General features: G+C 69.0%; 19 protein-coding genes and 1 pseudogene. 15 read left to right on the top strand and 5 right to left on the bottom strand.

All coding sequences use genetic code 11. From position 1 onward, the window contains the following. The first annotated feature begins 319 nt into the window (after window positions 1–319). Together AC07AB_RS39010 and AC07AB_RS39005 are read left to right on the top strand one after the other, a co-directional pair. Window positions 320–1,204, top strand: a complete 885-nt coding sequence (locus AC07AB_RS39010; RefSeq protein ID WP_478577168.1) for a hypothetical protein — start codon at window positions 320–322, stop codon at window positions 1,202–1,204. Between the two features lie 278 nt (window positions 1,205–1,482). Next, entirely contained in the window at window positions 1,483–2,349 is an 867-nt protein-coding gene (locus tag AC07AB_RS39005) for a hypothetical protein (RefSeq protein ID WP_478577166.1), read from the top strand. Between the two features lie 78 nt (window positions 2,350–2,427). Here AC07AB_RS39005 and AC07AB_RS39000 read toward each other — a convergent pair whose 3' ends face one another. Beyond that, the gene (locus tag AC07AB_RS39000; protein ID WP_478577163.1) at window positions 2,428–3,066 is read right to left on the bottom strand and encodes a hypothetical protein; all 639 of its coding nucleotides are present in this window, start codon (window positions 3,064–3,066) and stop codon (window positions 2,428–2,430) included. 707 nt (window positions 3,067–3,773) lie between these two features. Here AC07AB_RS39000 and AC07AB_RS38995 point away from each other — a divergent pair. Further along, on the top strand, window positions 3,774–5,642 hold the full coding sequence (locus tag AC07AB_RS38995; protein ID WP_478577160.1) for a hypothetical protein: 1,869 nt from the start codon (window positions 3,774–3,776) through the stop codon (window positions 5,640–5,642). A gap of 457 nt (window positions 5,643–6,099) precedes the next feature. Here AC07AB_RS38995 and AC07AB_RS38990 read toward each other — a convergent pair whose 3' ends face one another. The 3 genes from AC07AB_RS38990 to AC07AB_RS38980 all read right to left on the bottom strand — a co-directional run bounded on the left by AC07AB_RS38990 (window position 6,100) and on the right by AC07AB_RS38980 (window position 8,983). Next, the gene (locus AC07AB_RS38990) at window positions 6,100–6,504 is read right to left on the bottom strand and encodes a hypothetical protein (protein ID WP_478577158.1); all 405 of its coding nucleotides are present in this window, start codon (window positions 6,502–6,504) and stop codon (window positions 6,100–6,102) included. Beyond that, window positions 6,501–7,355 (bottom strand): IS5 family transposase, encoded by an 855-nt coding sequence (locus AC07AB_RS38985; RefSeq protein WP_478577157.1) that lies wholly within the window; start codon window positions 7,353–7,355, stop codon window positions 6,501–6,503. Before AC07AB_RS38985 ends, AC07AB_RS38990 begins: the two co-directional genes overlap by 4 nt. A gap of 539 nt (window positions 7,356–7,894) precedes the next feature. Continuing rightward, complete coding sequence (locus AC07AB_RS38980; protein ID WP_478577154.1) at window positions 7,895–8,983, bottom strand: hypothetical protein; 1,089 nt, start codon at window positions 8,981–8,983, stop codon at window positions 7,895–7,897. A gap of 1,003 nt (window positions 8,984–9,986) precedes the next feature. Here AC07AB_RS38980 and AC07AB_RS38975 point away from each other — a divergent pair. After that, window positions 9,987–10,904 (top strand): DUF5655 domain-containing protein, encoded by a 918-nt coding sequence (locus tag AC07AB_RS38975; RefSeq protein WP_478577152.1) that lies wholly within the window; start codon window positions 9,987–9,989, stop codon window positions 10,902–10,904. Between the two features lie 94 nt (window positions 10,905–10,998). Here the strand turns inward: AC07AB_RS38975 and AC07AB_RS38970 are convergent, their stop codons facing one another. Next, complete coding sequence (locus tag AC07AB_RS38970; RefSeq protein ID WP_478577150.1) at window positions 10,999–11,748, bottom strand: DNA-methyltransferase; 750 nt, start codon at window positions 11,746–11,748, stop codon at window positions 10,999–11,001. A 620-nt stretch (window positions 11,749–12,368) separates the two neighbouring features. Between AC07AB_RS38970 and AC07AB_RS38965 the strand changes: the two are divergent. The 11 genes and pseudogenes from AC07AB_RS38965 (at window position 12,369) to AC07AB_RS38915 (ending at window position 22,159) form a co-directional block, all read left to right on the top strand. Further along, window positions 12,369–13,500 (top strand): annotated as a pseudogene (locus tag AC07AB_RS38965) (C40 family peptidase). Between the two features lie 82 nt (window positions 13,501–13,582). Next, window positions 13,583–13,891, top strand: coding sequence for a DUF6112 family protein (locus AC07AB_RS38960; RefSeq protein ID WP_478577147.1), 309 nt, complete (start codon window positions 13,583–13,585; stop codon window positions 13,889–13,891). Further along, a complete protein-coding gene (locus AC07AB_RS38955) occupies window positions 13,891–14,577 on the top strand; it encodes a hypothetical protein (protein WP_478577145.1) in 687 nt (228 codons plus the stop codon). The genes AC07AB_RS38960 and AC07AB_RS38955 overlap by 1 nt, the downstream gene beginning before the upstream one ends. 30 nt (window positions 14,578–14,607) lie before the next feature. Further along, entirely contained in the window at window positions 14,608–15,972 is a 1,365-nt protein-coding gene (locus AC07AB_RS38950) for an SCO6881 family protein (protein WP_478577143.1), read from the top strand. A gap of 97 nt (window positions 15,973–16,069) precedes the next feature. Beyond that, entirely contained in the window at window positions 16,070–17,542 is a 1,473-nt protein-coding gene (locus AC07AB_RS38945) for an SCO6880 family protein (RefSeq protein ID WP_478577141.1), read from the top strand. A 51-nt stretch (window positions 17,543–17,593) separates the two neighbouring features. Further along, a complete protein-coding gene (locus tag AC07AB_RS38940) occupies window positions 17,594–18,049 on the top strand; it encodes a DUF6238 family protein (protein ID WP_478577139.1) in 456 nt (151 codons plus the stop codon). Between the two features lie 21 nt (window positions 18,050–18,070). Continuing rightward, window positions 18,071–19,579 (top strand): ATP-binding protein, encoded by a 1,509-nt coding sequence (locus tag AC07AB_RS38935; RefSeq protein WP_478577137.1) that lies wholly within the window; start codon window positions 18,071–18,073, stop codon window positions 19,577–19,579. Window positions 19,580–19,656: 77 nt separating this feature from the next. Next, the gene (locus AC07AB_RS38930) at window positions 19,657–20,325 is read left to right on the top strand and encodes a hypothetical protein (protein ID WP_478577134.1); all 669 of its coding nucleotides are present in this window, start codon (window positions 19,657–19,659) and stop codon (window positions 20,323–20,325) included. An 82-nt stretch (window positions 20,326–20,407) separates the two neighbouring features. Continuing rightward, window positions 20,408–20,857, top strand: a complete 450-nt coding sequence (locus AC07AB_RS38925) for a hypothetical protein (RefSeq protein ID WP_478577133.1) — start codon at window positions 20,408–20,410, stop codon at window positions 20,855–20,857. Window positions 20,858–20,870: 13 nt separating this feature from the next. Further along, window positions 20,871–21,629, top strand: a complete 759-nt coding sequence (locus AC07AB_RS38920; RefSeq protein ID WP_478577131.1) for a hypothetical protein — start codon at window positions 20,871–20,873, stop codon at window positions 21,627–21,629. Window positions 21,630–21,661: 32 nt separating this feature from the next. Then, complete coding sequence (locus AC07AB_RS38915) at window positions 21,662–22,159, top strand: hypothetical protein (RefSeq protein ID WP_478577130.1); 498 nt, start codon at window positions 21,662–21,664, stop codon at window positions 22,157–22,159. Window position 22,160: the final 1 nt, after the last annotated feature.

Below are 22,160 nucleotides of genomic sequence, written 5' to 3'. Positions count from 1 at the left end.
CGAATGCAGCACCATCCCGGCCTCGTCGAGGGCTACCTCGCCAAGACCGGCTTGGACCTCGAACCCCCGTAACCCCAACCATTAATGACCTCTAGCAGTTCCCACAGCACCGTGTCGAAGCAGTCTGCTCTCGTATCTGCCGTGCTGGGTCGGCAGCTCGCGCGAGAAGGACAGACATGCCGCACGGATACGCCGACCACAACGCCAAGCGCCTTCACCGCTACACAGGCCTCACGCACGCGAGTTCCTGGAGGACCAGCCCGTCGGCCGGCCGCGCATCGCAGAAGCCACCGGCGCCCAACGCCTTCTCGAAGCCCTGGTGTTCGAGCACCTGCGGGGAGATGTCGACTACTTCGCGCATCCCATCGGGATCGGTTCCGTCGTCCCACGCCACGACAGCGTCGCCCTTTCGCTCGACGCGTCCTCGACCCGGCACGACTATCCGCTGGTAGCCCATGCCTTGGAAGGGTTGTTGCCGGCAGAACTTCCCGAGGCGGAACAGACCGAGGACGACGTCCGGGTACTCGGTGTACCGGGTGTTCGGATCACGCAAGCCAGTAGGGAAAGCCTGCATCTGTCTCTCGCCGGAACCAAGGCGAGCGTGATCCTCACGTCCGGCGGCAACAGCAACTGGGCGTCTCTGGTTGCCGAGCGCCATGCACTGCTGGAAGCCGACGGGTACCGGCCATGCTGGAACGAAGCCGAGCTGACTGAACCGGAGATTGCCTTCCACCAAGAGCACGCCGAGATGTCCGAGGCCATCACGGAAGCATCTTGGCTGCCAAGCGGCCTACTGCGCCGGACCGGACTGTTCCACGAGGTGAGTACCGCGTACTGCACGCGTTACTGGGTGACGTGGGACCAGTGGCGGCTCGAGCTCAAGCACGATCCGAGAGTCAGGCCAGCCCACAACGTGCTCGTCGATCACCTGACGGACCCGAATTGGGGCATGGACCTGCCGGTCGACAAGCTTCACTGCGAGTGCGACGCGTCATGGGCGGATCCCCACTACGACCGGCAGTGCACCGTCGAGTTCAGCAGTCCCACAAACCGACCTGGTTCGCTTCAGGTGCGGTTCCGAGCCATGGGTACCTGGTGCGACTCGCAGGACACCTACCGAGCCCTGCAGCGTGCCGGTGCCGATCCGAGCTGGCTGGGCCGCGTGATGCCACGGCACCACAACAGGGACCGATCAGGCCACTGAGCTGGAATTTCCTCCCGCCGGGGATGCTGATGGGGCGTTAGCCTGAAGGGGTTGTTCTGTCCGTGGCGAACGTCGGCTGTGGCCGACGGTCGGTTAGATTCTTCTCCACGGGCTGGGACAGCCCACAGGCTGGCGGTCTGCCCGGGCGGACCTGCGGATAGGCCTCCAGGGTGTGATGCCCGGTCCCGCGCTTATGCGCTTCCTTCGTATTGTCCTGTACGGCCCTGTGACCAGCGGTCGAGTTCAGCCCGGGTGATCGGCTGCGGAACGGGTTGTCCGTGTCCCCGCACAAGAACGACCGCGCCCTGCGCAAGGTCCTTGAGGACTACCTCTATGTGGACCAGCGCGCTGTCGAGCGCGATGACGTCGGCCGCCCGGTGCTCGACAGCGCCGAGCCCAGGCAGCAGGTCTTCCAGGCCATGCTGGCCACGTGTCTGATGAGCAACTCCAGTGCGCGACATCCGTTCGACTCTCTCCCAGGGGTGTGCCTTTCCGACGTGTGTAGTTACGCGAACGCGATCGTTTCGCGTCCCGCTCAACTCGACGTCCACACCAACACCGCCTGCCGCATCGCCGCGCGGCTGATGCCGCTGCTCCACGGCGAAGGGCAGGTGTCTGGGATCCCCGGGCTCCGGCTGGAAGGCTTGAACAAGCGCCGGCTGCGTTTCGTGCACCTTCCCACCGGTGGCCGTCTGGATCTCATCGACTCCCATTCCTCCAAGGGCCGCACGCGCCGAGATTTCCGGCAACAACTCAGGGGCGAGACGCGATGGCACACCGACCCAGAGGTGACGGAGATCCTGTGGACTCGCACCGAGATCTCCCCCGAAGAAGCCGCCTTGGCCGCTCACTGGGAAGCCCGGCCCTGCGCTCCCCTGCGCAGCGCGCTAATGACCCGCGCCATGGTGCTCTGGTACAAACTCGGCATCAGGCCAGCGTGGAACGAACCAGCCCCCGACCGGAATTGGCCGCAAATGGCGTGGCAGGCGAAACGAGAACGGACCGACGCCTCGCATGTGGCAGACATCCTGACTCGATCACCGGCACGGATTCCGGGAGCCGTCTACGAACCCCACGGCGTATCTGCCGGGTTGCTGGTCCTCGATGACGCGGCGGTGCTGCTGAAGTCGTCACACTTCTCGTAGCGAGTCCAGTACCCTCTCATGCGCCGCTTCTGGCCCATGCGGGCTCTGTGCTGAACTCTTCATCGCGCGCTGACGAGGCTAGCCATCGGCCTGCCCCCGGAGGCCGCGAGCCAGAGCAGCATGGTGACGCATGACCGTGACCGTGCCGACATCCACCGAGCGTTGGTCGTGGTCATCGCCACAGGGACAGATGCTCCAACCGCTCGTCTCGACACGGTCAGCCACCGAGTCCACCAACTCGGCCAGTTCGTCGAGCACTCCCATGGAGATCTCCGCTGCCCCATCAGCATGGTCCCTCACGAGGGCCGCGCCAATCTCGGTAGCGAGATCCAGGAGGTGAGCCGCAGCCGCTCCGTCATCGTTGAGGCCGGCGTACTTGCCGGCCTGCGAAGCAGCCATGACCAAGTGGCCGAGCAACTCGACCGGGGCGCTGACCGTACGGTCGTCGATCCGCACCGGGCGCACCACGTGCGGGCCAGAGACTCCTTGGTCATCTTCACTCGCCGCCTTCATGATGATATCCGCGACGGCTTCCGGGGTCACCAGATGGACAGCTTCTTCATGGTCCATGCCCACCTGCTGAGCCATGGCCTCGACGAGGTGCTCCGCGACGCCCCGCACCGATGTCGCCTCGACCTCGACTCCGTGCGTCAGCAACACGGCACCCGCCTGCGTCACCAGGGTCTTGAACGGGAGGATGTCCAATCGATCTGCCACCGACCCAGCCTAGAAGTGCGGGTTGGAACGTTTCCACAAAACCGGCCTGCTCACCAAGAAGCCTTCCCACGCCTTTCGACGGCGCTACCGCACCATCCCTCGCGCACTCCCGCGCACAAAGTCTGCGCTGATGCGCTCCCCTCGCGCACCCCTTGGATTTGGTGGCACGAACCGGGGAGGCTATGTCGGCCGACGCAGGGGGCGAAAAAAGCAAAAGCCCCAGGTCACGGCGAGTGAGTCCTGAGGCTTTCACAGAGCCGCCTTCGGGATTCGAACCCGAGACCTACGCATTACGAGCACACGGGCGTTCGTGCTGGCTCGTGACCGCTGGTGCCGCAGAGTGACATCGTGCCTGATCAGCGCATGTGCACCCGTCCACCTGCTTCGCGCTCGTGTTGCACCGTCCAAGAGCGTCCGTCCAGTCGCTGTCCAAGCAAGGGCTGGCTGGGGCAGTGTTTCGGCGTGGACCGGTCGGTTGTCGTACCTCTACAGAGGGATCGGCTCGTGCTGTCGTTGCAGCCGGACGCCTGCAGGAGCTAGCCTCGCTTCTGCCTGGCCTCGGACGCGGCCAGTTCTGGATGCCTACCCGACCGCTGGGCATCGGCAGAGAACCTACGTCGTTCGTATCCTTCGTTGTTTCGTTCTACTGCTGTGCTGGAATGCACCTTCGCTGCCCGGGTCGGGGGGCGGTTCGGAAGGAGCACCCCGTGTACAGCCTCGACCAGATCAGCAACGCCGCCGCCCAGCTCACCGGTGAGCCCCTGGAAGGCGCCCGACAGCGCACCGCCGCGCTCCAGCGCTTCGACAGGCTCCTGCCTGACGCTTCAGCCGAGCAGGAGTTGCTGGAGTCCGTGCTCGCCACCGAACTGGGTCGCGTCGAGGGGCAGACGCGGCCGTTCGGAGTTCGGGAGGCCAAGCCCGTAGATGAGGGGCTGGTGCTGCGGCTGGAGCGCACCGAGGATGTGCAGGCCCTGTTCACCCTGCTCCCCCACCGCCCGAAGAAGGGGGCGTGGCGCGGAGTACGCGGGCTGACCGTCCGGGTGGATGGCCCGCGGTTGCGGTTCGGATTCCGGTCCTGGGTGCACGAACGGTCTCGGTCGTGGCGGTCGACGGAGCCGACGGTGTGGGTAGCAGGACCGCACGGAGAAGACATGGCGGCGCTTCTGGCCGCTCACGAAGCGCAGGTGATCGCGGCGGGCCATAGCCCGCAGTGGGACCCGCAGCATCCGGAGGCGGGGCCGAAGCGCCAGGAGCCGGTCTCGCGCAGCCTCGTGCGGCGGCTCGGCTTTTCCCACGGGTTGGGCAGTGCGCTGCTGCGGCGTCCGCGTCTGTGGGACAGTCTCGCCGGTTACGCCGGGGTGCGGCTGAGCACGCGGGTGGCGGACTACGGCCTGGACTGGGTCGTAGACCGTTCGGTGGCTGGTGGTTACTTCGATGAGGCCCGGATGATCGAGGTGCTTACGGACGACATCGTGGGCTACGGCCTGAACGTGCTGGAGCACGCGTGTAGTGCCGAAGTGTGCACGGTACGCATGGCGCCGCGCGCGGGGGTGTGGGGCTGGAGGGGCGTACTGACGGTGCACAGCCGTCACATGTCGTCCCGTCCGCCCCACGACGTGTTCTCTCCACAACCGTTGTCGGTGGTCGGCGATCGCCGCAACGTCAGCCGACCGTCGTCCGGCTCCTGTCTACCGGTTCCGTCGGAACGTCAGCGCAGCGGCGCCATTCTCCATCTCACCCCAGCGCCTCAGCACGGCGCACACCAGGAAGAGCTTGCAGGAGTGGCCGAGCAGATTGCGGCCGTCTGGACAGCCCAGGGACTGGTCACCGCGCTCGTGCAGGTTGGCGAACGGGACCGCTGGCGTCTCTTCAGCGACCCCGGAAAGCCCCCGTGGGCCACCAGCCAGGTCCCGAAGACCGTTGCAGGGTGGCGGCGGCTGCGTATCGCTCCGCCGCCCGGTGAGCTGTGGACGCTAACCATTCCCGACGACGATGAAGTCGTTGCTTCGACCGTGGCAGAGGCGCGACGGGCCTTCGACCGCGTCTTCCTTGTCGGGCGATCCGGCTGGCTCGCGGACCTGGACCCTCTCAACCAGCAGGCCGACATGCGTGTTCTCGTGCACCGGGCCGAGCCCTACGAACGGCACATCCGGCTCCCCTCCGACCCCGGCCGGGAAGCCGTCACCGAAGCGTTGACGCCGGCCGAATCTGCTATCCAGTGGCGGCAGCAGGAGCTGGGGTGGCGGGCTCCGAAGCACTCGTTGGCTGGGATGCTTCTCCTCTCCCCGCGCTATAGGGACGTGGCACCGCTCGACGAGTTCGACCAGGCCGTCGAGAACCAACTCGCCCGCTACGGAACCCCTGTGCTGGGTCGTTTCCCCGACAGCGGTCCGATCGTCCACGGTGCTGGGCACAGCTCGCATCCGCCCACCGTCCTGGATCCCGAAACCGACCGAATTTCCCACGCGCAGATGACCACTGCGGCGCTCGCTCTCGCCCGCCGCCTGTGGCCTGAGCCTCCCGGCCCAAGCGACCACTCCGGGTTCACGGACGCTCGCTCACTGCCCCAGGGGTGATGGCTGGACGCCCCCCATCGATCTTCACCGAACCGGCCGAGCGGCACACGCGTACCTGGGGCGTGCGCGAACTGCGCCCGGAACCGCGTGTACTCGGTGCTGGAACAGCATTCGCGCGATGCCACGACCGTACGTCGCCGGTTGTTGTGGCTGGAGGCCCGGGTTGTCTGGCACCCCGGCTTCGACCTGGCGTCCGGGGGGCGATCCGGTGGCCTGAGCTGAGCTGCGCAGACGGGCTCGGGAGGGTGCCGGTCGGGCCGGAGCGGCGGGATAAGCGGGCTGTCTGGTCAGCAGGAGCGGATTGTGCGGGCGGCGGGTGAGTTCGTGGCCGAGCTGGGGGGTATCCGACGATGCGGGAGCTGGCCGATGCTGCCGGTCTGTCGAGCACACCGACGGTCTCGTGTCACCTGCGCCGGACCGGGGAGCGAGGTGGGGGAAGGTGCGCTCTGAGAGGGCGTTAAGTCCGTTTCTGGTAGCGGCCGCGTCCGGGCTGGGTGAGGAAGCCCTGACGAGTGAGTCGTCCCAGGCGGGAGCGGGTGACGTTGACCGAAGGCTCGTTGGTGGGTAGGCCGAGGTGTTCGTGCAGGTCGTGGACACGGAATACCTTCGCGGGGTGCTCGTTGAAAGCGGTCACGATGCGCTGGTAGACGGTGGCGGTGGTGGTCTCCGCGGGGGCTGTTGCGCGATCGGGAGGGGTGAGGCCGTCGATGACCTTGCGGGTCGCGGTGAGCTCGGTCAGGCGGGCTTCGGTCTCGACGAGGTCGGTGGTGAGCCGTTCGATCTGCTCGCGCAGGTGGTCGGCTCGCGCAACGGTGTCATCGTGTTCGGTCTGCAGCAGCCGCAGGAGTTCGTGGACGTTCACGCGGCCAGCTCCACGTCGTCACGCCAGGCGGGGGCAGCGGTGGTAAGGCGGCGGAGCATGCCGGCGGTGGAGGCCCAGTAGACGCGGGAGGCCGCGTTGTCGGGCCGGTGATCGTAGTCGCGGGCCAGGCGCCGGTGCAGCATGAGGGTGCCGTTGACCTGCTCGACCACCCACCGCTTCGGTTGCGGAACGAAGCCCCGGCCCTTGTCGTCGGGGTTGCGCCGGACCACCTCGACGGTGATGTCCTTCACCGCCCCGTGGATGATCACGGCGTCCTTGAAGCCCTGGTCGACCAGGACCTTTTCCAGGCGCATTCCGCATCGTTCGGCCGCCTGGTCCAGCAGGGCGATGCCGGCCTCGTTGTCGTGGGCGCTCGCGGCCAGGACCACCACGCCGATGATCAGACCCATGACGTCCACGGCGAGCCCTCGCTTCCTGCCGGGCGTCTTCTTGTTCACGTCCAGTCCCGTCGTCTCCTTCGGCACCCCGGCCGCCACGCGGACCGACTGGGTGTCGATGATCACCAGGGACGGGTCCTCTAATCGTCTGGACCGCTCCCGCACCTGGCAGCGCAGGATCTCCTGGATTCGCTGGTCAAGACCGTCCTGACGCCACAGGGTGAAGTAGTAGAACACCGCCGACCAGGCCGGGAGATCGTGCGGCAGGAGCCGCCACTGACAGCCCGTCCTGTTCTGGTAGAGCAGCGCGTTCACGACCTCCCGCAGGTCGCAGGAACCCGGGGCCCCGGTCGCCGACCGCGCCACCCGCTCCTGCTTCCACCCGGTGACCAGCGGCTCGATCAACGCCCACTGCCCGTCGGACAAGTCGGTCGCGTACGGCATCCGTTCCATGCCCGCGATCCCATCATGCACACGACATGATGTGAGGACAGAACCCTCCCATCACCCACGAACGAGCGACACCACATCACCAGGAACGGGACTTAACGCCCTCTGAGAAGTTGAGTGAGGCATAGAGGGTGGTGGCGACGATCATGCCGATTGCGATGGACTTAACAGGCTCGGGAGTCGAGTTCAACCCAGCAGCCCATCAATTGTCGCACGTGTCAGTGGAGGTCGATGGAGCGGCGTTGGGCACACATGCCCACTGTGTGAGGGCGGTGCTGCCGTGAAGACGCGCGGCCGGTCACTCAGGCGGTGCCCGCTGTGCGGCGGGGAAGCGCTTCCAGCGGAGGACCACTACGAGCGGGCCGGCCAGGCCAGATCCGATGAGGAATGATCTGGTCGCCGCTTCGGTTCTCGCCTGGCAGTGATCGTGCCGGAGCGGGGAGGAGCCCTTGGGCGACCTGAAGATCTTCCGAGTCAGAGGCGGCCGAACAGCGGCGACACCGGGTACGTCGGTCGCGGAGGGGCCGAGCTGCACGCGGCGTCTACAGATCCATCATCTGGCGCAGCGCGGCGGTGATTGCTTCTCCATCTGCTCTTGCTGGGCCGAGGCTCTCCCTGATCTGAGCGCTCTGGCGCATCACGAAGTCCCGCTGGTCGTCCGGAACGTCGTCAAGCACCGTACGCCGGGCGGCGAGCGTTCTCGCCTGGGGGAGGCGACCCAGCACCGGCATCCCGTGTCGGGCCAGTTCGGAGTCGACGCTGCAGTCGAAGGAGTCGGGGTCTCGCTCGTCGACGCCACGCTGGAGGAGCAAGCCGGCCATGGGCATCTCGGCGTACGGGAATCGCGACAGCTCGCTGTGCATCCATGCCATTGCGGACTCGGAGGGCGTGAGGGCGGTGGCGTGACGCTGCAGTTTCCCGTCCTGCGCCCTGGTGCTCTTGGTCTCCTTCGGAAAGGTGCCGTTGGCCACGACGACGTGGTCATCAGCGAAGGGGGAGATGGCGGCTGCGGGCAGGTCGATCACCTGGTGCTTGACCATGATGATGTGGTCGAAGTGCTGTCGGGCGTCGGTAATCTCGGCTTCGAAGTCGTCGTTGAAGGGGTCGGCCGTGCCGGTAAACATGGCTCCTGACCCGCCCGCCAACCGGGAACGCTGCCAGGTGATCTTCCCTTTTCGGTGCTCGACTTCCAGCACCATCACAATCGCGCCATGAAGCGCCCAGGCTGCGGCGAGCTGCTTGGCGGCGTCCAACACCGCGCGTTCGTCGCGCACGGTGCTGACCAGTTGAAGGACGTGGCCTCTCTGGGCTTCGCCCGTTGTGCGGCCATCGGTCTGTCGTTCGTGGAGTACCGCCGGGGTGGAGCAGGCGCGGATCCGCTGCCGGGCCGGGGTGGTGTCTTTGCGCCTCACCGCGCGGACGGTGAGGCGACCTGAGTCGAAGGTTTGGGCACATTCCTCTTCGTTGCAGCTATGCCCGTTGATGTCGGCGGCCATCCCGGGGCCGGCCACTGGGTCGGTGAGGACGAGGGCAACTGCGTCGTCGTGGAGGTTGTCTCCTGGTGGCAGGAGGCGTTCCACCGTCCAGGCCAGGCCGCTGCCTTCAGCCTGGGGCTGGCTGGTGATCGCCACGGTGCCATCGTTGGTCAGTCGTACCCAGAGGTGCAGTCGACGCAGCACGGCGCTGGCCAGGCCGGAGCTGGCGGCGTGTACGTCCACACTTCGACCGCGAGTCGTTCGATTCTTCGGCCGCGCCGGACGGCTCCTTCGCAAATGGAGCGGCGGTGGGTCGTGAGGGGTGTCCTCGGTCCACAGCGGTACGTGCCGCCGAGCCTCCACCGCTTCCCGGTGCGCCAGCAGGACGGAGGCGAAGTCGCAGGTCCGCCGTGGTCCAGCTAGCAGGACCCTGCCGCCCCAGGCTCCTCCAAGGAGCAGTTGGATGCCCCCGCGCTTGGCCTCTGCACGTAGGTCTACTACCCCGTGCCGAGCCCTGCGCCCGTCCCGATAGGGGAGCAGCGGAAGCACTGCGCTGAGAAGTTCGGGCGACTCCAGGCGCAGGACGAGCCTGTCGGGGGAAGGGATGATCTCGCTGATGCCCAAGGGGTACCGCCCATGCCCCGCGCTGAAAGCCTGGAGGAGGTGCGACTCCAACCGCTCCTGGTCGCTGTTCGCTGCTGCCGGGACCGGCGCGGACCAGTCAGCTAGCTCCCGAAGCCGAAGCCGCGCCCCTTCAAGGCTCTCGCCGGTGAACTGACGCCGGACAGTGACGATGTGCTGCTCGATGAACATCACGCACTCCTTCCCTACTGCCCCGACCCGGCAGAAAGCGCGTGAAGAACAACAAGCGGCTGGCGTGAATGGTGAACGAGGAGGGGTTCTCCGACGGCACCAGGGTCGGTTCAGGGCGCCCGAAACTGGCCGCCTCGCACAGCCAGGTGGCAGCAGGGAACCGTGATGGATGGCGATGGCGCAACCTCCTGAGTGCGTGTCCAGGCCAGAACCACCCGAGCGGATGAGGCGGACCTTGGCTACTCCTGCCTACCTCAGCGCTGCCCGAGTGACCCTTCCCCGGGAATAACCGGGCAGCCGTGTCGATTCTCGCCTGCAGTGATCGTGCTGGAGCAGGGAGGAGTGCATGGGCGACCTGAAGGTCTTCCGGGTCCAAGGTCGCCGGGCGACGGAGATTCCGGGTGCCTCGGTAGCGGTGGAGCGGGAGTTGCAGTCGCTGATCGAAGGCAACATGGAGGCGATGCTCGGCATCCGGTTCCTGGCCTCGGAGTACCGGACCGGTCGGCGGCACCGGGGCCGGGTAGATTCGCTGGGGCTGGATGAGAGCGGGACTCCGGTGATCGTGGAGTACAAGCGGTCGCGGGATCAGAACGTGATCAACCAGGCGTTGTCGTATCTGGTGTGGTTGCGGGATCACCACCACGAGTTCGAGCGGCTGGTCGCCGACCGCCTCGGTGCGGAGACGGCCGGGGCGGTGGACTGGAGCAACCCGCGGGTGGTGTGCGTGGCCGGGGAGTTCACGTACCACGACACGGTGGCGGTCGAGGAGATCGACCGTCGGATCGACCTGGTCTCCTACCGGGTCTTCGACGACGTCCTCACGCTGCGGCTGATCGCCTCGGTCGCCGGCGCGAGAGGGCCTTCTCCTCGCGCCAAGGCACCGACCGTTTCGAGCACGGCAGTGTCGGCGGTGAGCGTGCCGCAGCAGCGGCTGGAGGGTGCTCCGGCGACGGTGCGGGAGTTGTTCGGCGCGGTCGATGAGCGGCTGCTGCTGCCGGAGGGGGCGTGGATGGAGCCGCAGCAGCACTACTTGACCTACCGGCGGTTGCAGAAGTTCGCCTCGGTGCGAGTGCTGCCGCGCAAGGAGGTCGTGGCGGTGAACCTGAAGCTGGACCCGGCGACGGTGGAGCTGGAGGAGGGCTTCACCCGCGACGTGACCGAGATCGGCCGTCTCGGCATCTCGGGGGTCGAGGTGAGCTTGCGCTCGCGCGCCGACCTGGAGCGAGCCGAGGGCTTGATCCTGCGGAGCATCGCGGCCTCCTGACCAAGCCGCGCGAAAGGGGCGGTCGCGTACCCGTATCGGGTGTGCGACCGCCCCTTCGCGCGTTCTGCCTTCCTCCTCGGTCTCTCGCCGGGGGTCACTCCTCGGGTCCGGCGAGGCCGAAGTCGTCCTGGGTCAGTTCTTCGGCCATGCGCTGTTCGGCGATGTCGGCGTAGTGATCGGACAGCTCGATACCGACGAACTGTCGGCCTTCGCGCAGGGCGGCAACGCCGGTTGAGCCCGATCCGGCGAAGGGGTCCAGGACGATGCCGGCCTCGGGGCAGATCTTCACCAGCTCCTGCATCACCTCGACCGGCTTCTGCGTGATGTGGACGCGTCCCTTGCGGGGCTGGCTGGCGGTGTAGAGGCCGGGGAGGTAGACGGGGTTGCGGTTCGCGTCGACGGGGCCCTTGGTGCCCCAGACGATGTACTCGCAGGACTGCTTGAGCCGTCCCTTCTGCGGGCGGGAGACCGGCTTGTGCCAGGAGGCGATCCCCCGCCACGTCCACCCCGCGGCCTGCAATGCATCGGTGGTGGTGGGCAGTTGGCGCCAGTCGGTGAAGACCAGCGCGGTGCCGCACTCCACGGTGGCCCGGTAGGACTCAGTCAGCAGCAGCGACAGCCAGTACCCGTAGGAGCGCTGGTCGCGGTTCTCACCGGGGAAGTTGGCGAGCTGGTGCTCGGCGTCCGCAGCGGTGTACTTCGCCCGCGCGGTCCGTCCAGTGCGCTCGGAGCTGGTGCGTCCGCCCGAGTTGTAGGGCGGGTCGGTGATCAGGGCGTCGACGCTGGCGTCTGGTAGGTCGGACAGCACGCTCAGCGCGTCGCCTCGGTGCAGGGTGTAGGGCATAACGGGGTTCTCTTTCAGGAAGTGGTGCACGCACGCCCGACCCCGCAGGGGGACGTGGTGGCAGGGGAATGCCCGGCGAATTGCCCCTGGTGTTTCTGGGGCTGGGGCCGATGCGCGCTGAAGAGTAGTGCGGGATTCCGGCCGAACCAAGCCAGAAGCGGCCTGGACCGGCGTCTGGGTCGGCTCGTTTGGTGCGGCCGGAATTCGTCCCTACAGTCTCGGCAAGCTCATCGGGAAGGACCCGGTTCCGCCCTTGTTGAGCTGTGCTGATGCGTGTTGCGGCGTCCAATGGGCCGGTCGCTTCAGCTTGTTGCCGAACATCTCCTGACCGGAGAAAGGCGTCTGTGGAATGTGGCGCGTGAGATTACCAGCGCGGCTTACTGCCGCTCTTCGCTAAAGCGGCCCGGTGGCCGGGGTTAGCAGATCCCGGCCACCGGCTCCGCCACCCCTTGCAAGGGGATTTCGGATTCTTGACCGGCGCGGTGCCGGTGGCCTTTCGACGAGAACGCCCGCACCGCTCCGCCTACACACAAGGAGTTACTCATGCGGCACCCCATGAAATGCTCGGCGCCACGGCCAGACGGTCGGCTCGTTCCCCGTCCGGTTGCCGGTCCGCGCTCGTGAACAAGACCCTGGTGGTCGTCGGTGCGGTGGTGACCGCGCCGATGCTGCTGATCGCTCCGCTGGCGATGGCGATGGCCGGTGCGCACGGCGCCGAAGCGGCCTGTAAAAGACGACGCGGGTGGCGACGTTGACGCTGCGGCGGTCACCAAGCAGGTGCGCTCGATCCTCGACGGCGGCAAGGCCGGTTCGGTCCACGTCTCCGGGCTCGATGCCCCCACCGAGCAGGTCCCGAACGCCAAGAAGATCCAGGCCACCGGCGTCGCGCTGAAGATCCCGCCCCGGGGACAGGTGGTCGCGCTGGCCACGGCCCTGCAGGAGTCGGGCCTGCGGAACCTGTCCTACGGCGACCGGGACAGCCTCGGGCTCTTCCAACAACGGCCGAGCCAGAGCTGGGGCACCGCACAGCAGGTCCGTGATCCGGTGCACGCGGCGACATCGTTCTACACGCACCTGAAGAAGGTCTCGGGCTGGCAGTCCATGACCGTCGCCCAGGCCGCCCAAGCGGTCCAGGCGAGCGGGTTCCCCGACGCGTACGCGAAGTGGGAGCCGCTGGCCACCGCCTTGCAGAAAGCCCTCGCCAAAGCCCTTACGGACGGCGGCGGTTCCGGCAAGGAGACCGAGAAGGGCGACAAGACGGACGCCCCCGCCGGGGGCGAGTGCGGTAACGAAGACGGCTCGTCGTTCGGTCCGATCCCGAAGGGATCCGTACCCAAGGGCTACAAGATCCCGGCGTCGGCGCCCAAGCCAGTTCGCAAGGCGATCCGGTGGGGCCTGGGGCAGCTCGGGACGCCGTACCAGTGGGGCGGGTCGTGCGCGGACGCGCACGGCAAGGACCCGATGGGCCGGTGCGACTGCTCCTCGCTGATGCAGGCGTCCTACAAGGCCGGTGGCATCACGCTCTCCCGGACCACGTACACGCAGGTCGCCGAGGGCAAGGCGGTCAGCCCGAAGCGGCTGCAGCCGGGGGATCTGCTCTTCACCCGCGGCACGGCCGCCCGGCCGGAGCACGTCGGCATGTACATCGGGCAGGGCCTGATCCTGCAGGTGCCGCGCACCGGTGACGTCACCAAGATCACCCGGCTCGCCGAGTGGCGTCCCTCGATCCTCGCCGCGCGTCGCGTCGCCTGACGCGCCCTCTCCTCCCCTCCCTCATTTCTCTCTCGCACGACCTCCGGGGCTTTCGCATGCCCGGACTCGAACAGGAGTTCCCTTGAAGCTCGCGCAGCATCTCCAGCAACTGGCCTACGACCCAGGCGTCTCACCCAAGGGCGGCGGCCTGCCCGGTATCGACGTGTTGAAGAAGGTGGTCGGTTCGATCAACCTCTTCGGGATCATCGCCACGGTCGGGGCCCTGGCCCTCTCGGCGGTGATCTGGGCCTGGGGCCATCACAGCGGCGGCCACCAGGCCGAGCAGAACGGCAAGAAGGGCACCACGATCGCGGCCGGCGTCGCACTGCTTCTCGGGGCGGCGAACGGGATCGTCGCGTTCTTCTCCGCGATGGGGACGCAGGTCCACTGATGCCGACGCTGAAGAAACGATCCACCTCACCGCAGGACTCGTCCGTCGCGCCCTCGTCGGTGCTCCGGCGCTCGGCGATGATCGGCATCATCCTGGCCGTGCTGCTGGCCCTCGCCGGCTTCGTCGCCTACCTGACCCGGTCCGAGGCTCCGCAACCACGAGCGGACGCCCACCCGAAGCCCACCGCCACGCCGCACTCCCCCGCACCGCGTCCGGGCGCGGACGAGGCCGTCGCCGCGCCGCCGCGCACGGGCGACCCGGTGGAGTTCGCGAAGGCGGCGACCAAGACGCTGTGGACATACGACACCCAGCACTTCTCCCGAGCCGAGCACCTTGCCGGGCTCAAGCGGTGGATAGCCGGCGAGGCGAAGTACGCCGACTGGAAGTCCGTGAGCGGTGAAGTGCCGGGCAAGGCGCTGTGGTCGCGGATGCACGACAACCACCAGCACGCCACCGCCAACGTGAGCGAGGGCCACTACCCCGAGGCGTTCAAGACCGCCATGTCCCAGGACCCCGGCGGCATCACGCAGGCGTACGTCTACGCGGTCACCGTGACCGGCAAGCAGTCCCTCGCCTGGAAGGGCTCGGGCGCCGGAGCCGAACCCCGCTCGACCACGCTCGCCGTCCAGTGCCGGCCCCATCACGCGTGCGCCCTGTCCGGAGTTCTGCCGGAGGTCGCCCCGTGAGTCGCGCCGCAACATGCAAGGAGGTGTCCGATGGGGGCCTGTGACCTTCCGCTGATGAACTCGGTCTGCGGCGCCGTGGGCGGTGTGGCCGGGAAGACCGGTGAGGCGATCACGGACGGCATCGGTGCGTGGATCGCCAAGTCCATGGGCGAGGTCGCCCAGTCCGCCGCCGACCTAGCCTCCAAGGCGGTGGACAAGACCACCGCCGTCGACCTGAACGCCGAGTGGTTCCGGCACAATTACGAGCTGATCCTGCCCATCGGGCTCGTGCTCACCGTGGGCACGTTCTGTCTCCAGCTCACCCGCGCCGCCTGGCGCCGCGACGAGCGCGCCCTGGCCCAGGCCGCGTTCGGGACGATGATCGGCGTCTTCTTCGCCTTCGCCGCCATCGCCTGCACCACCGTCACCCTCACCGTGGTCGACGCCCTGTCCGCCGGGCTGTTCAAGGCGGCGAACTCCTCGGTCGACGATGCGATCCGCCGTGTGATCAAGGTGAACGAGCTGGGGGCGATGTACGGCCTGGGCTGGGGCGTACCCGCGATCATCGCGCTCGGCTGCGCGATCGGCGCGTTCTTGTACTGGGCCGTCATGGTCGCCCGCAAGGTCGGCATCCTCGTCCTCGTCACGCTCGCGGTCTTCGCGGGCGCAGGCGGCGGCTGGGAGGTCGCTAAGCGCTGGCGCAGGGGCTGGACCGAGGCCACCTCCACGCTCATCGTCAGCAAGCTGTTGATGACGATCGTCTTCCTCCTCGGCGTCTCCGCGATGGGCAAGTCCGACTCCGACGGCGGCATGGCCGCGCTCTCGGACGCCATGTCCGGCATGGTCGTCATGGTCCTCGTCCTGCTCTGCCCGTACGCCACCTACAAGTTCGTGCACTGGGCCGCAGACGGCGGCGGACACGATGACCTGCACCGCACCGGCGTCGCCGGGGTGGGTACGGCGGCCGGGGCGGCGAAGACCGCGGGCCAGTTGGCGATGCAGGCCAAGACCGGCGGCATGGCGCCGCAAGGGCCCTCGAAGGTTCCGGGCCAGGGTGCCGGCGGGGTCGCCTCGGGCATCGACCCGAGCGGCGGCTCCGGTGGCCAGGGCAAGCCGAAGCAGACCCACTTCCGCTTCGGCGAGGACCCAGACGCCGGAGGCGACAAGGGCCGTGCGCTCATCCGACGTCCCCCGACCGACGGCGACCAGGGCCAGCCGCTCATCCGCCGACCCGGTCAGGAATCCGGCGCACGCTCCAGCAGTGGTGGCCAGGGCTCCTCCCACCGGTCGACGGGGAGTATGCGCCAGCCGTCTTCGGCGGGCCAATCACCGCCATCGAGCGGTCCGCCGCCGCAGGGCGGTGCCACACCGCAGCGGTGGGTCTACCCCGGCCCGCCCGGTGATTCCGGCTCCTAGAACCCTCACCTGACGGGGGCGGGCTCAGGCCCCGCCCGGCCGCCCGCCCCCGTCCCCCTTCTCTCTCTTCTCCTCTGCTTTCAAGGACGGCTCTGCCATGTTCTCCGAGACCTCTTCTTCCGACGGTCCGGCCACCGTGAAGTTCCCCCACCGCACCCGCCGGGGCGTGCTGATGGGCCTGTCCGTACCGCAGTTGCTGGGTGTCGCGACCGCCGGTCTGCTGCTGCTCGCGGTCCTGCTCACCTCCGGCGTCCTCGGCGCGCTCAAGCTCATACCGCTGTGGGCCCTGCTCCTGGCTGGAGTCTTTGTGCGGCACCGGGGCCGGTCGCTGGCCGACTGGGCACCCATCTCCCTCCGGTACGTACTGCGCCGTGCGAAGGGCCAGTTGGTGTGGCTGGCCCGGCCCGACACCCGGCCGCGCCGGGAGGGGCTGCTGCACCTGCCCGGTACGGCCGCCTCGCTCCGCGTCGCCACGGCGCCGAACGGTCACTTCGGCGCGGTCCACGATCCGCATGCGGGCACCCTGACCGCGGTGGTCCGCGTCTCGGCCCGCGCGTTCGCGCTGCTGGACCCGGCCGCCCAGTCCGCGAACGTGACCGGCTGGGGCCGCACGCTGGCCGCGCTCGCCCGCACCGGGCACGTCGCCCGCGTCCAGGTACTGGAGCGCACCGTCCCCGACAGCGGGGACGCGCTCAACCGGTACTGGACCGAGCACGGCGAAGCTGATACCCCGCTGGCCGGGGCCGTCTACCGGGACCTGCTGGAAGCCGCAGGACCGGCAGCCGCGCCGCACGAGGCGTACGTCGCCCTGGCTCTCGATATGAAGGCCGCCCGGCGCCTGGTCAACCAGGGCGGGGGTGGGCTCACCGGCGCCTTCTCCGTGCTGGCACAGCTCACCTCCACCTTCGACCAGTCCGCCCGCAACTCCGGTCTCGCCCCGGGCGGCTGGCTGTCCGCCAACGAGGTCGCAGCGGTGATCCGGACCGCCTACGACCCCGGCTCCTCCGCCGCTCTCGACCAGTGGTCCCAGACCGGACGCCCGCAGGCCGACCCCGCCGCTGCCGGACCCGTGGTCCTGGTGGAGAAGGGCGAACGCGTCCAGACCGACACCGCGCACCACGCCACCTTCTGGATCGAGAACTGGCCCCGCACCGAGACCAGCCCGGGATTCCTGCACCAGCTCCTGTTCACCTCTGGGGTACGCCGCACCCTCTCGATCACCTACACCCCCAAGGGGCTGGACTCCGCGCTCAAGGACGTGCAGCGCAAGAAGTCGTCCGTCATCGCGGATGCCGCCGAGCGGGCCCGCAAGGGACAGGTCGACTCCGAGGAGGACGCCGTGGAGTACGCCGATGTCAAGGAACGTGAACGCCAACTCATCGCCGGGCACGCCGATGTCGCCGTCACCGGGCTGCTGACCGTCAGCGCCGAATCCGAGGACGACCTCAACTCCGCCTGTGCCGCGATCGAGACCGCCGCCGTATCGACCATGACCGACCTGCGCCGCCTGACCTGGCAGCAGGCCGAAGCCTTCACCCGCGCCGCCCTCCCCCTCGCCCTCGCGGCATAACCGGCTCCAACGCCGCCCCCTCGTTCCGTGCTCGACCGAAGGCCCCTTCCCATGCAGACCGACCCCCTGCCCGACCTGGCCTCGGACTTCGTGCCGTTCGCCACTGCTGCGCTCGACTTCCACCGGGCGATCAACCTTCCCGACGCCCCAGTCGCCGCCTCCCGCGCGGAACTGGACTCGCTGCACGCGCACCTGGTCGCCCTCTACGGGCTCCTGGATGCGCACACCATCAGCACCTCCCCCGTGGCCGGCGTCGAGGGCGATCACCTGCGCGCGTGCCGCATCCGGCTGTGGCAGGCCGCCGACCACCTCCACGCAGCCTTCCACGCGGCTCCACATCCGGATACCGGGCGCCCGCCCGGCCGGGAGTCGTGCCGGGCCCGGCTTCCCGAGGGTGCGCCCGAACTCACCGTGTGCCAACGGCATCTCGCCGCCTCAGCGCGGGTGCGCCGGGATCACACCCCGGCCGATCTGCGCGACCCCTTCACCGGCCTCACCCGCCACTGACCACCAGGAGCACCACCGAGCATGCCCCCCTCCACACGCACGCGCGCCACCGCCAGCCCGCTGTTCGTCCCGGCCAAGAGCGACCGCCGAGCTGCGCGCGCCGCACGGGCCCACCTCGCCACCGCCCGGGACCAGGCCCGGGACGCCGCCCGCCCCGAGACCCGCACGACCCCCTCCGGTCTCGACCCCGAGCTGCGGGCCACCTACCCGGCAGCCGGACGCCCCGGTGCCGCCTCCGCCCGCGGCGGCAGCCTGAAACTGCCCGCCCACCGGATGACGACCGCGACGGCCTCGGGTGCCTACCCGTTCCTGGCCGAAGGCGGCCTGGGCGCCCAAGGCATCTACATCGGCCGTGACGTCCACGCGGAGGCCGCATTCTGCTACGACCCGTTCTCGCTCTACGGCCGCCTCGACGGATTCACCAACCCCAACATCCTGCTCGCCGGGGTCATCGGCATGGGCAAGTCCGCCGTGGCCAAGTCCCTCGCGGTCCGCGCCGTCGCCTTCGGCTACAAGATCTACGTCCCCTGCGACCCGAAGGGCGAGTGGACCGTCATCGCCCGCGAGCTGGGCGGCCAGACCATCGCGCTCGGCCCCGGCCTGCCCGGACGTCTCAACCCGCTGGACGCCCCCGCACGGCCGAGCGGGACCAGCGAGGAGGACTGGCGCGGCGAGGTCCGCAAGCGCCGCCTTCTCCTCCTCGGCTCGCTGGCGAAGACGGTGCTGCGGCGCGAGCTGCACCCGATGGAACACACCGCGCTCGATGTCGCCCTCGACGAGGTCGTCGCGCACGCCGAGGCCAGCGGGAACACACCGCTGCTGGGGCAGATCGCACACGTCCTCGGCTCTCCCGGCCAACTCGACGCCGCGCTGGGCGAGCCCTCCGGCCGCCTCGGGACCGCTGCCGAGGACCTCGCCCACGCCCTGCGACGCATGGTGCACGGGGACCTGGCGGGGATGTTCGACGCGGAGTCGACCGTCGCCTTCGACCCGGGCGCTCCGATGCTGTCCATCGACCTCTCCCGTCTGGGCGGCGCGGGGGACGACACCGCGCTCGTGCTGGCGATGACGTGCGCGTCCGCGTGGATGGAATCCGCCCTCGCCGACCCCGACGCCGGACGGCGGTGGGTGATCTACGACGAAGCCTGGCGCGTCATGCGTCACGTCGCGCTGCTGGAGCGCATGCAGTCCCAGTGGAAGCTCTCCCGGGGGCTCGGTATCGCGAACTTGATGGTCATCCACCGGCTCTCCGACCTGCTGACCGCAGGCGACGCGGGCTCCCGGGGCCGCGCCCTGGCCGAGGGCCTGCTCACCGACTGCTCCACCCGCATCATCTACCGCCAGGAAGCCGACCAACTCACCGCAGCAGCCTCCCTGCTCGGCCTGACCGGCGTCGAGGCCCAGGCCGTCTCCGCCCTCACCAAGGGACGCGGCCTGTGGAAAGTCGCAGGACGCAGCTTCATCACCCAACACCTCCTCCACCCCCGCGAGCGCGAACTGTTCGACACCGACGCCCGCATGCACGGCTGAACGGCCAGAACGTCAGGCGGGCGGTGCCGAGCACCGGGTTCGACACCGCCCGCCCCGACCTTGCGAAGGAGCACACGATGCCTCTCGACCCGACCACCCGCGAATCCCTCCTCGCAGCACTCGCCGAGGCCGCCGCGCGAGGGCGCAAGGCACTGGAGGGCTGGGACGCCGTCTCCGACAGCCTGTGCGGCGACAACTTCGAACCGCTCGACGAGCGGTACGACACCCGCCAGCACCAGCGGGACGCCGAAGCCTGGGCCGCCTTCGAGCCCTTCCTCGACCACGGGCCCGAACTGCTCGCCCAGGCCGAGGAGGACTTCCGCGCCCTCCACCAGGACTACGACAACCCCGACTTCGAGACCATCGCGCGCCGCAGGTCGCAGCTCACCGCCCTGCACGAAGCAGTCGAAGGGGGCCGCCAGGAGCGCGCTGCCTGGGAGTACGCGGAAGAGATGGTCCTCCCCGACCACCCCAAGAGCGCCGAGTTCCGGCACAGGTCAGAGAACCTGCGCAACGCCGAGGGCTGGCACTACGCCATCACCTTCGCCGACAACGCCGACGTCCTGGTCGAGATCGACCAGGCAACCCGCGCGCGTGCAGGCACAGGTCGCGGCCGGACGACTCAGGCCGAGGCCGCCCGCGCCCGCTCCACCACCACAGCCGCGCCCACCGTCTCACCGACCGCGCCGCCCAGTCCTTCCACGCCCGCGCCGCCCGGTCCCGAGAGGACCCACCGGAGGCGCTAGCGGAAATCTCCGGCACCGCCAAACCCCGCTCCCGGGAGGACCCTCGCCACCCGCACGTCCCCGACCCTGCGAGGTACATCTCGTGGCGGAAGCTCCGCACATCACCATCGGCCACCACCCCGATGCCGGCGTCGTGGCCGCCCCCTCCCACGATCACCACGTCACCGACCATCTGCTCCGCCGGGTCGGTTTCGAACCCCTCCCCAACAGCCACCTCTACGCCCTGACCGAGCCCGGCCGCGATCCGGTACGCCGCACCCAGCTCGCGGTGCAATCGCTGCGGGCCGCGCGCCAGAACGTCAGCGCCGATGCCGCCTACGGCCTTCCCCCAGGTGAGCATCCGCTGCCTCCCGGCGGGCCGCCGAAGGAGCCGCCCCTAGCGGCGGCCTCCGCCCAGCAGCGACGGGCCCAGGCGTCGACCGCCGTCTCGCCAGCCCGCACGGGCACCGCCCCCGCGCAGGTCGGCCCGCTGAGCGAGAGCACGCACCGCCCCAGCCCGGCTGCGGCCCGGCAGCCCGCACACCACCGCTAGGAGAAACGTTCCTGTGCCCCTGGAACTTGAGCCCGACGTCGCCTTCGGCGCCACCCCCGAACTCGGTATCGCCGCTGCCGTCGCCGATGACCGCCCCTTCCTCGACGAGATCCTGCGCAAGCACCGCTTCGCGTACAACGCCAGGCTGGATGTGTATCTGCTGCCGGACGGCACCCCGCACCACACGGCAGTGCAGAACGTGGCCGCCGCCACGCACGAGTTCCAGGACGCGGGCCTGTCGGTCGCCGCCGACCCCCGCGCCGTGGTGCCACCGGACGGGAAGAGGCCCCCATCCCTTCCCGGTCAACCGCCGGACGCGCTGAACGACGAGGCCCGCGAGCTGCGCGAGGCCGCTGGGATCTCGGAAGTCATCCGGGGCGCGATGGACGAAGGCATCGGCGCGGTCGAAGAGCTGGACGACCTCGTCGACACCGCCACGAAATGGTGCGACCGCCTCGACTCCGACCAGGGCCGAGACATGGCTCTGCACCTGCACAACATGAAGCACCTGGTCACCTCCCTCAACGACCACGTCATGAACGCCGTGATGGAGCTGGAGGACATGAGCCGGGGCGTGTTCCGGAACGCACCCGCGCCCTCGGACGTGCCGCCTCGCGAAGCGCACCAGGAGCTGCCGGAGCATCACGCTTCTCGCTCCCGTGCAGCCACAGCCTCCTCGCCCCAACGCTCCAAACCCACCCCGCAGTCGGCCCTCCCACCGCCAGTTCCTCCGGCCCTAGCCCAGCCGTCCGAACATCGCCGCACCCGCTGAACACACCCATCGATCTGTAAGGAGCCTGCTCCATGCCCGTGAAGACCGTCTGGCCCATCGACCACGCCTGCGGCCACACCTGCGACGTCGACCTGTCCGAGCGTCCCGCCGACCGGCGTGCCGGCTACGCACGCTGGCTCACCTCCCGTGACTGCTCCGAGTGCTGGCGAGCCTCCAAGGACCAGGACTCCGAGTCCAAGGCCGAGTGGCTGGCGAAAAAGCGCGCCGAAGAGGCGGAAGCGGCCGAAGCCTGGGCCGAGCGGTACCGGATGCCGCCGCTGGATGGCAGCGAGCGCGCGGTCGGCTGGGCCGCCCGCTGCCGCCACCAGCTCGTGACCGCCGCCTTCACCTCGCTGGTCGCCGAAGGCGAGATGGACGAGGACGAGTGGCAGGCCATCGAGGAGGCCGTACGGCCGCTGACCCGGGCCGGGTGGTGGATCGACAACCGGGACTCCGAACCTACGGACCTGCCCGAGCTGCTGGAGGCCGCCGACGAGGCCGACCGCCCCAGTGAGAACCCCCACTTCTGAC

The organism is Streptomyces sp. NPDC044033, assembly GCF_056434425.1.
Note: the sequence above shows the minus strand (reverse complement) of the source record. Positions and strands in the feature narration are given on the sequence as shown.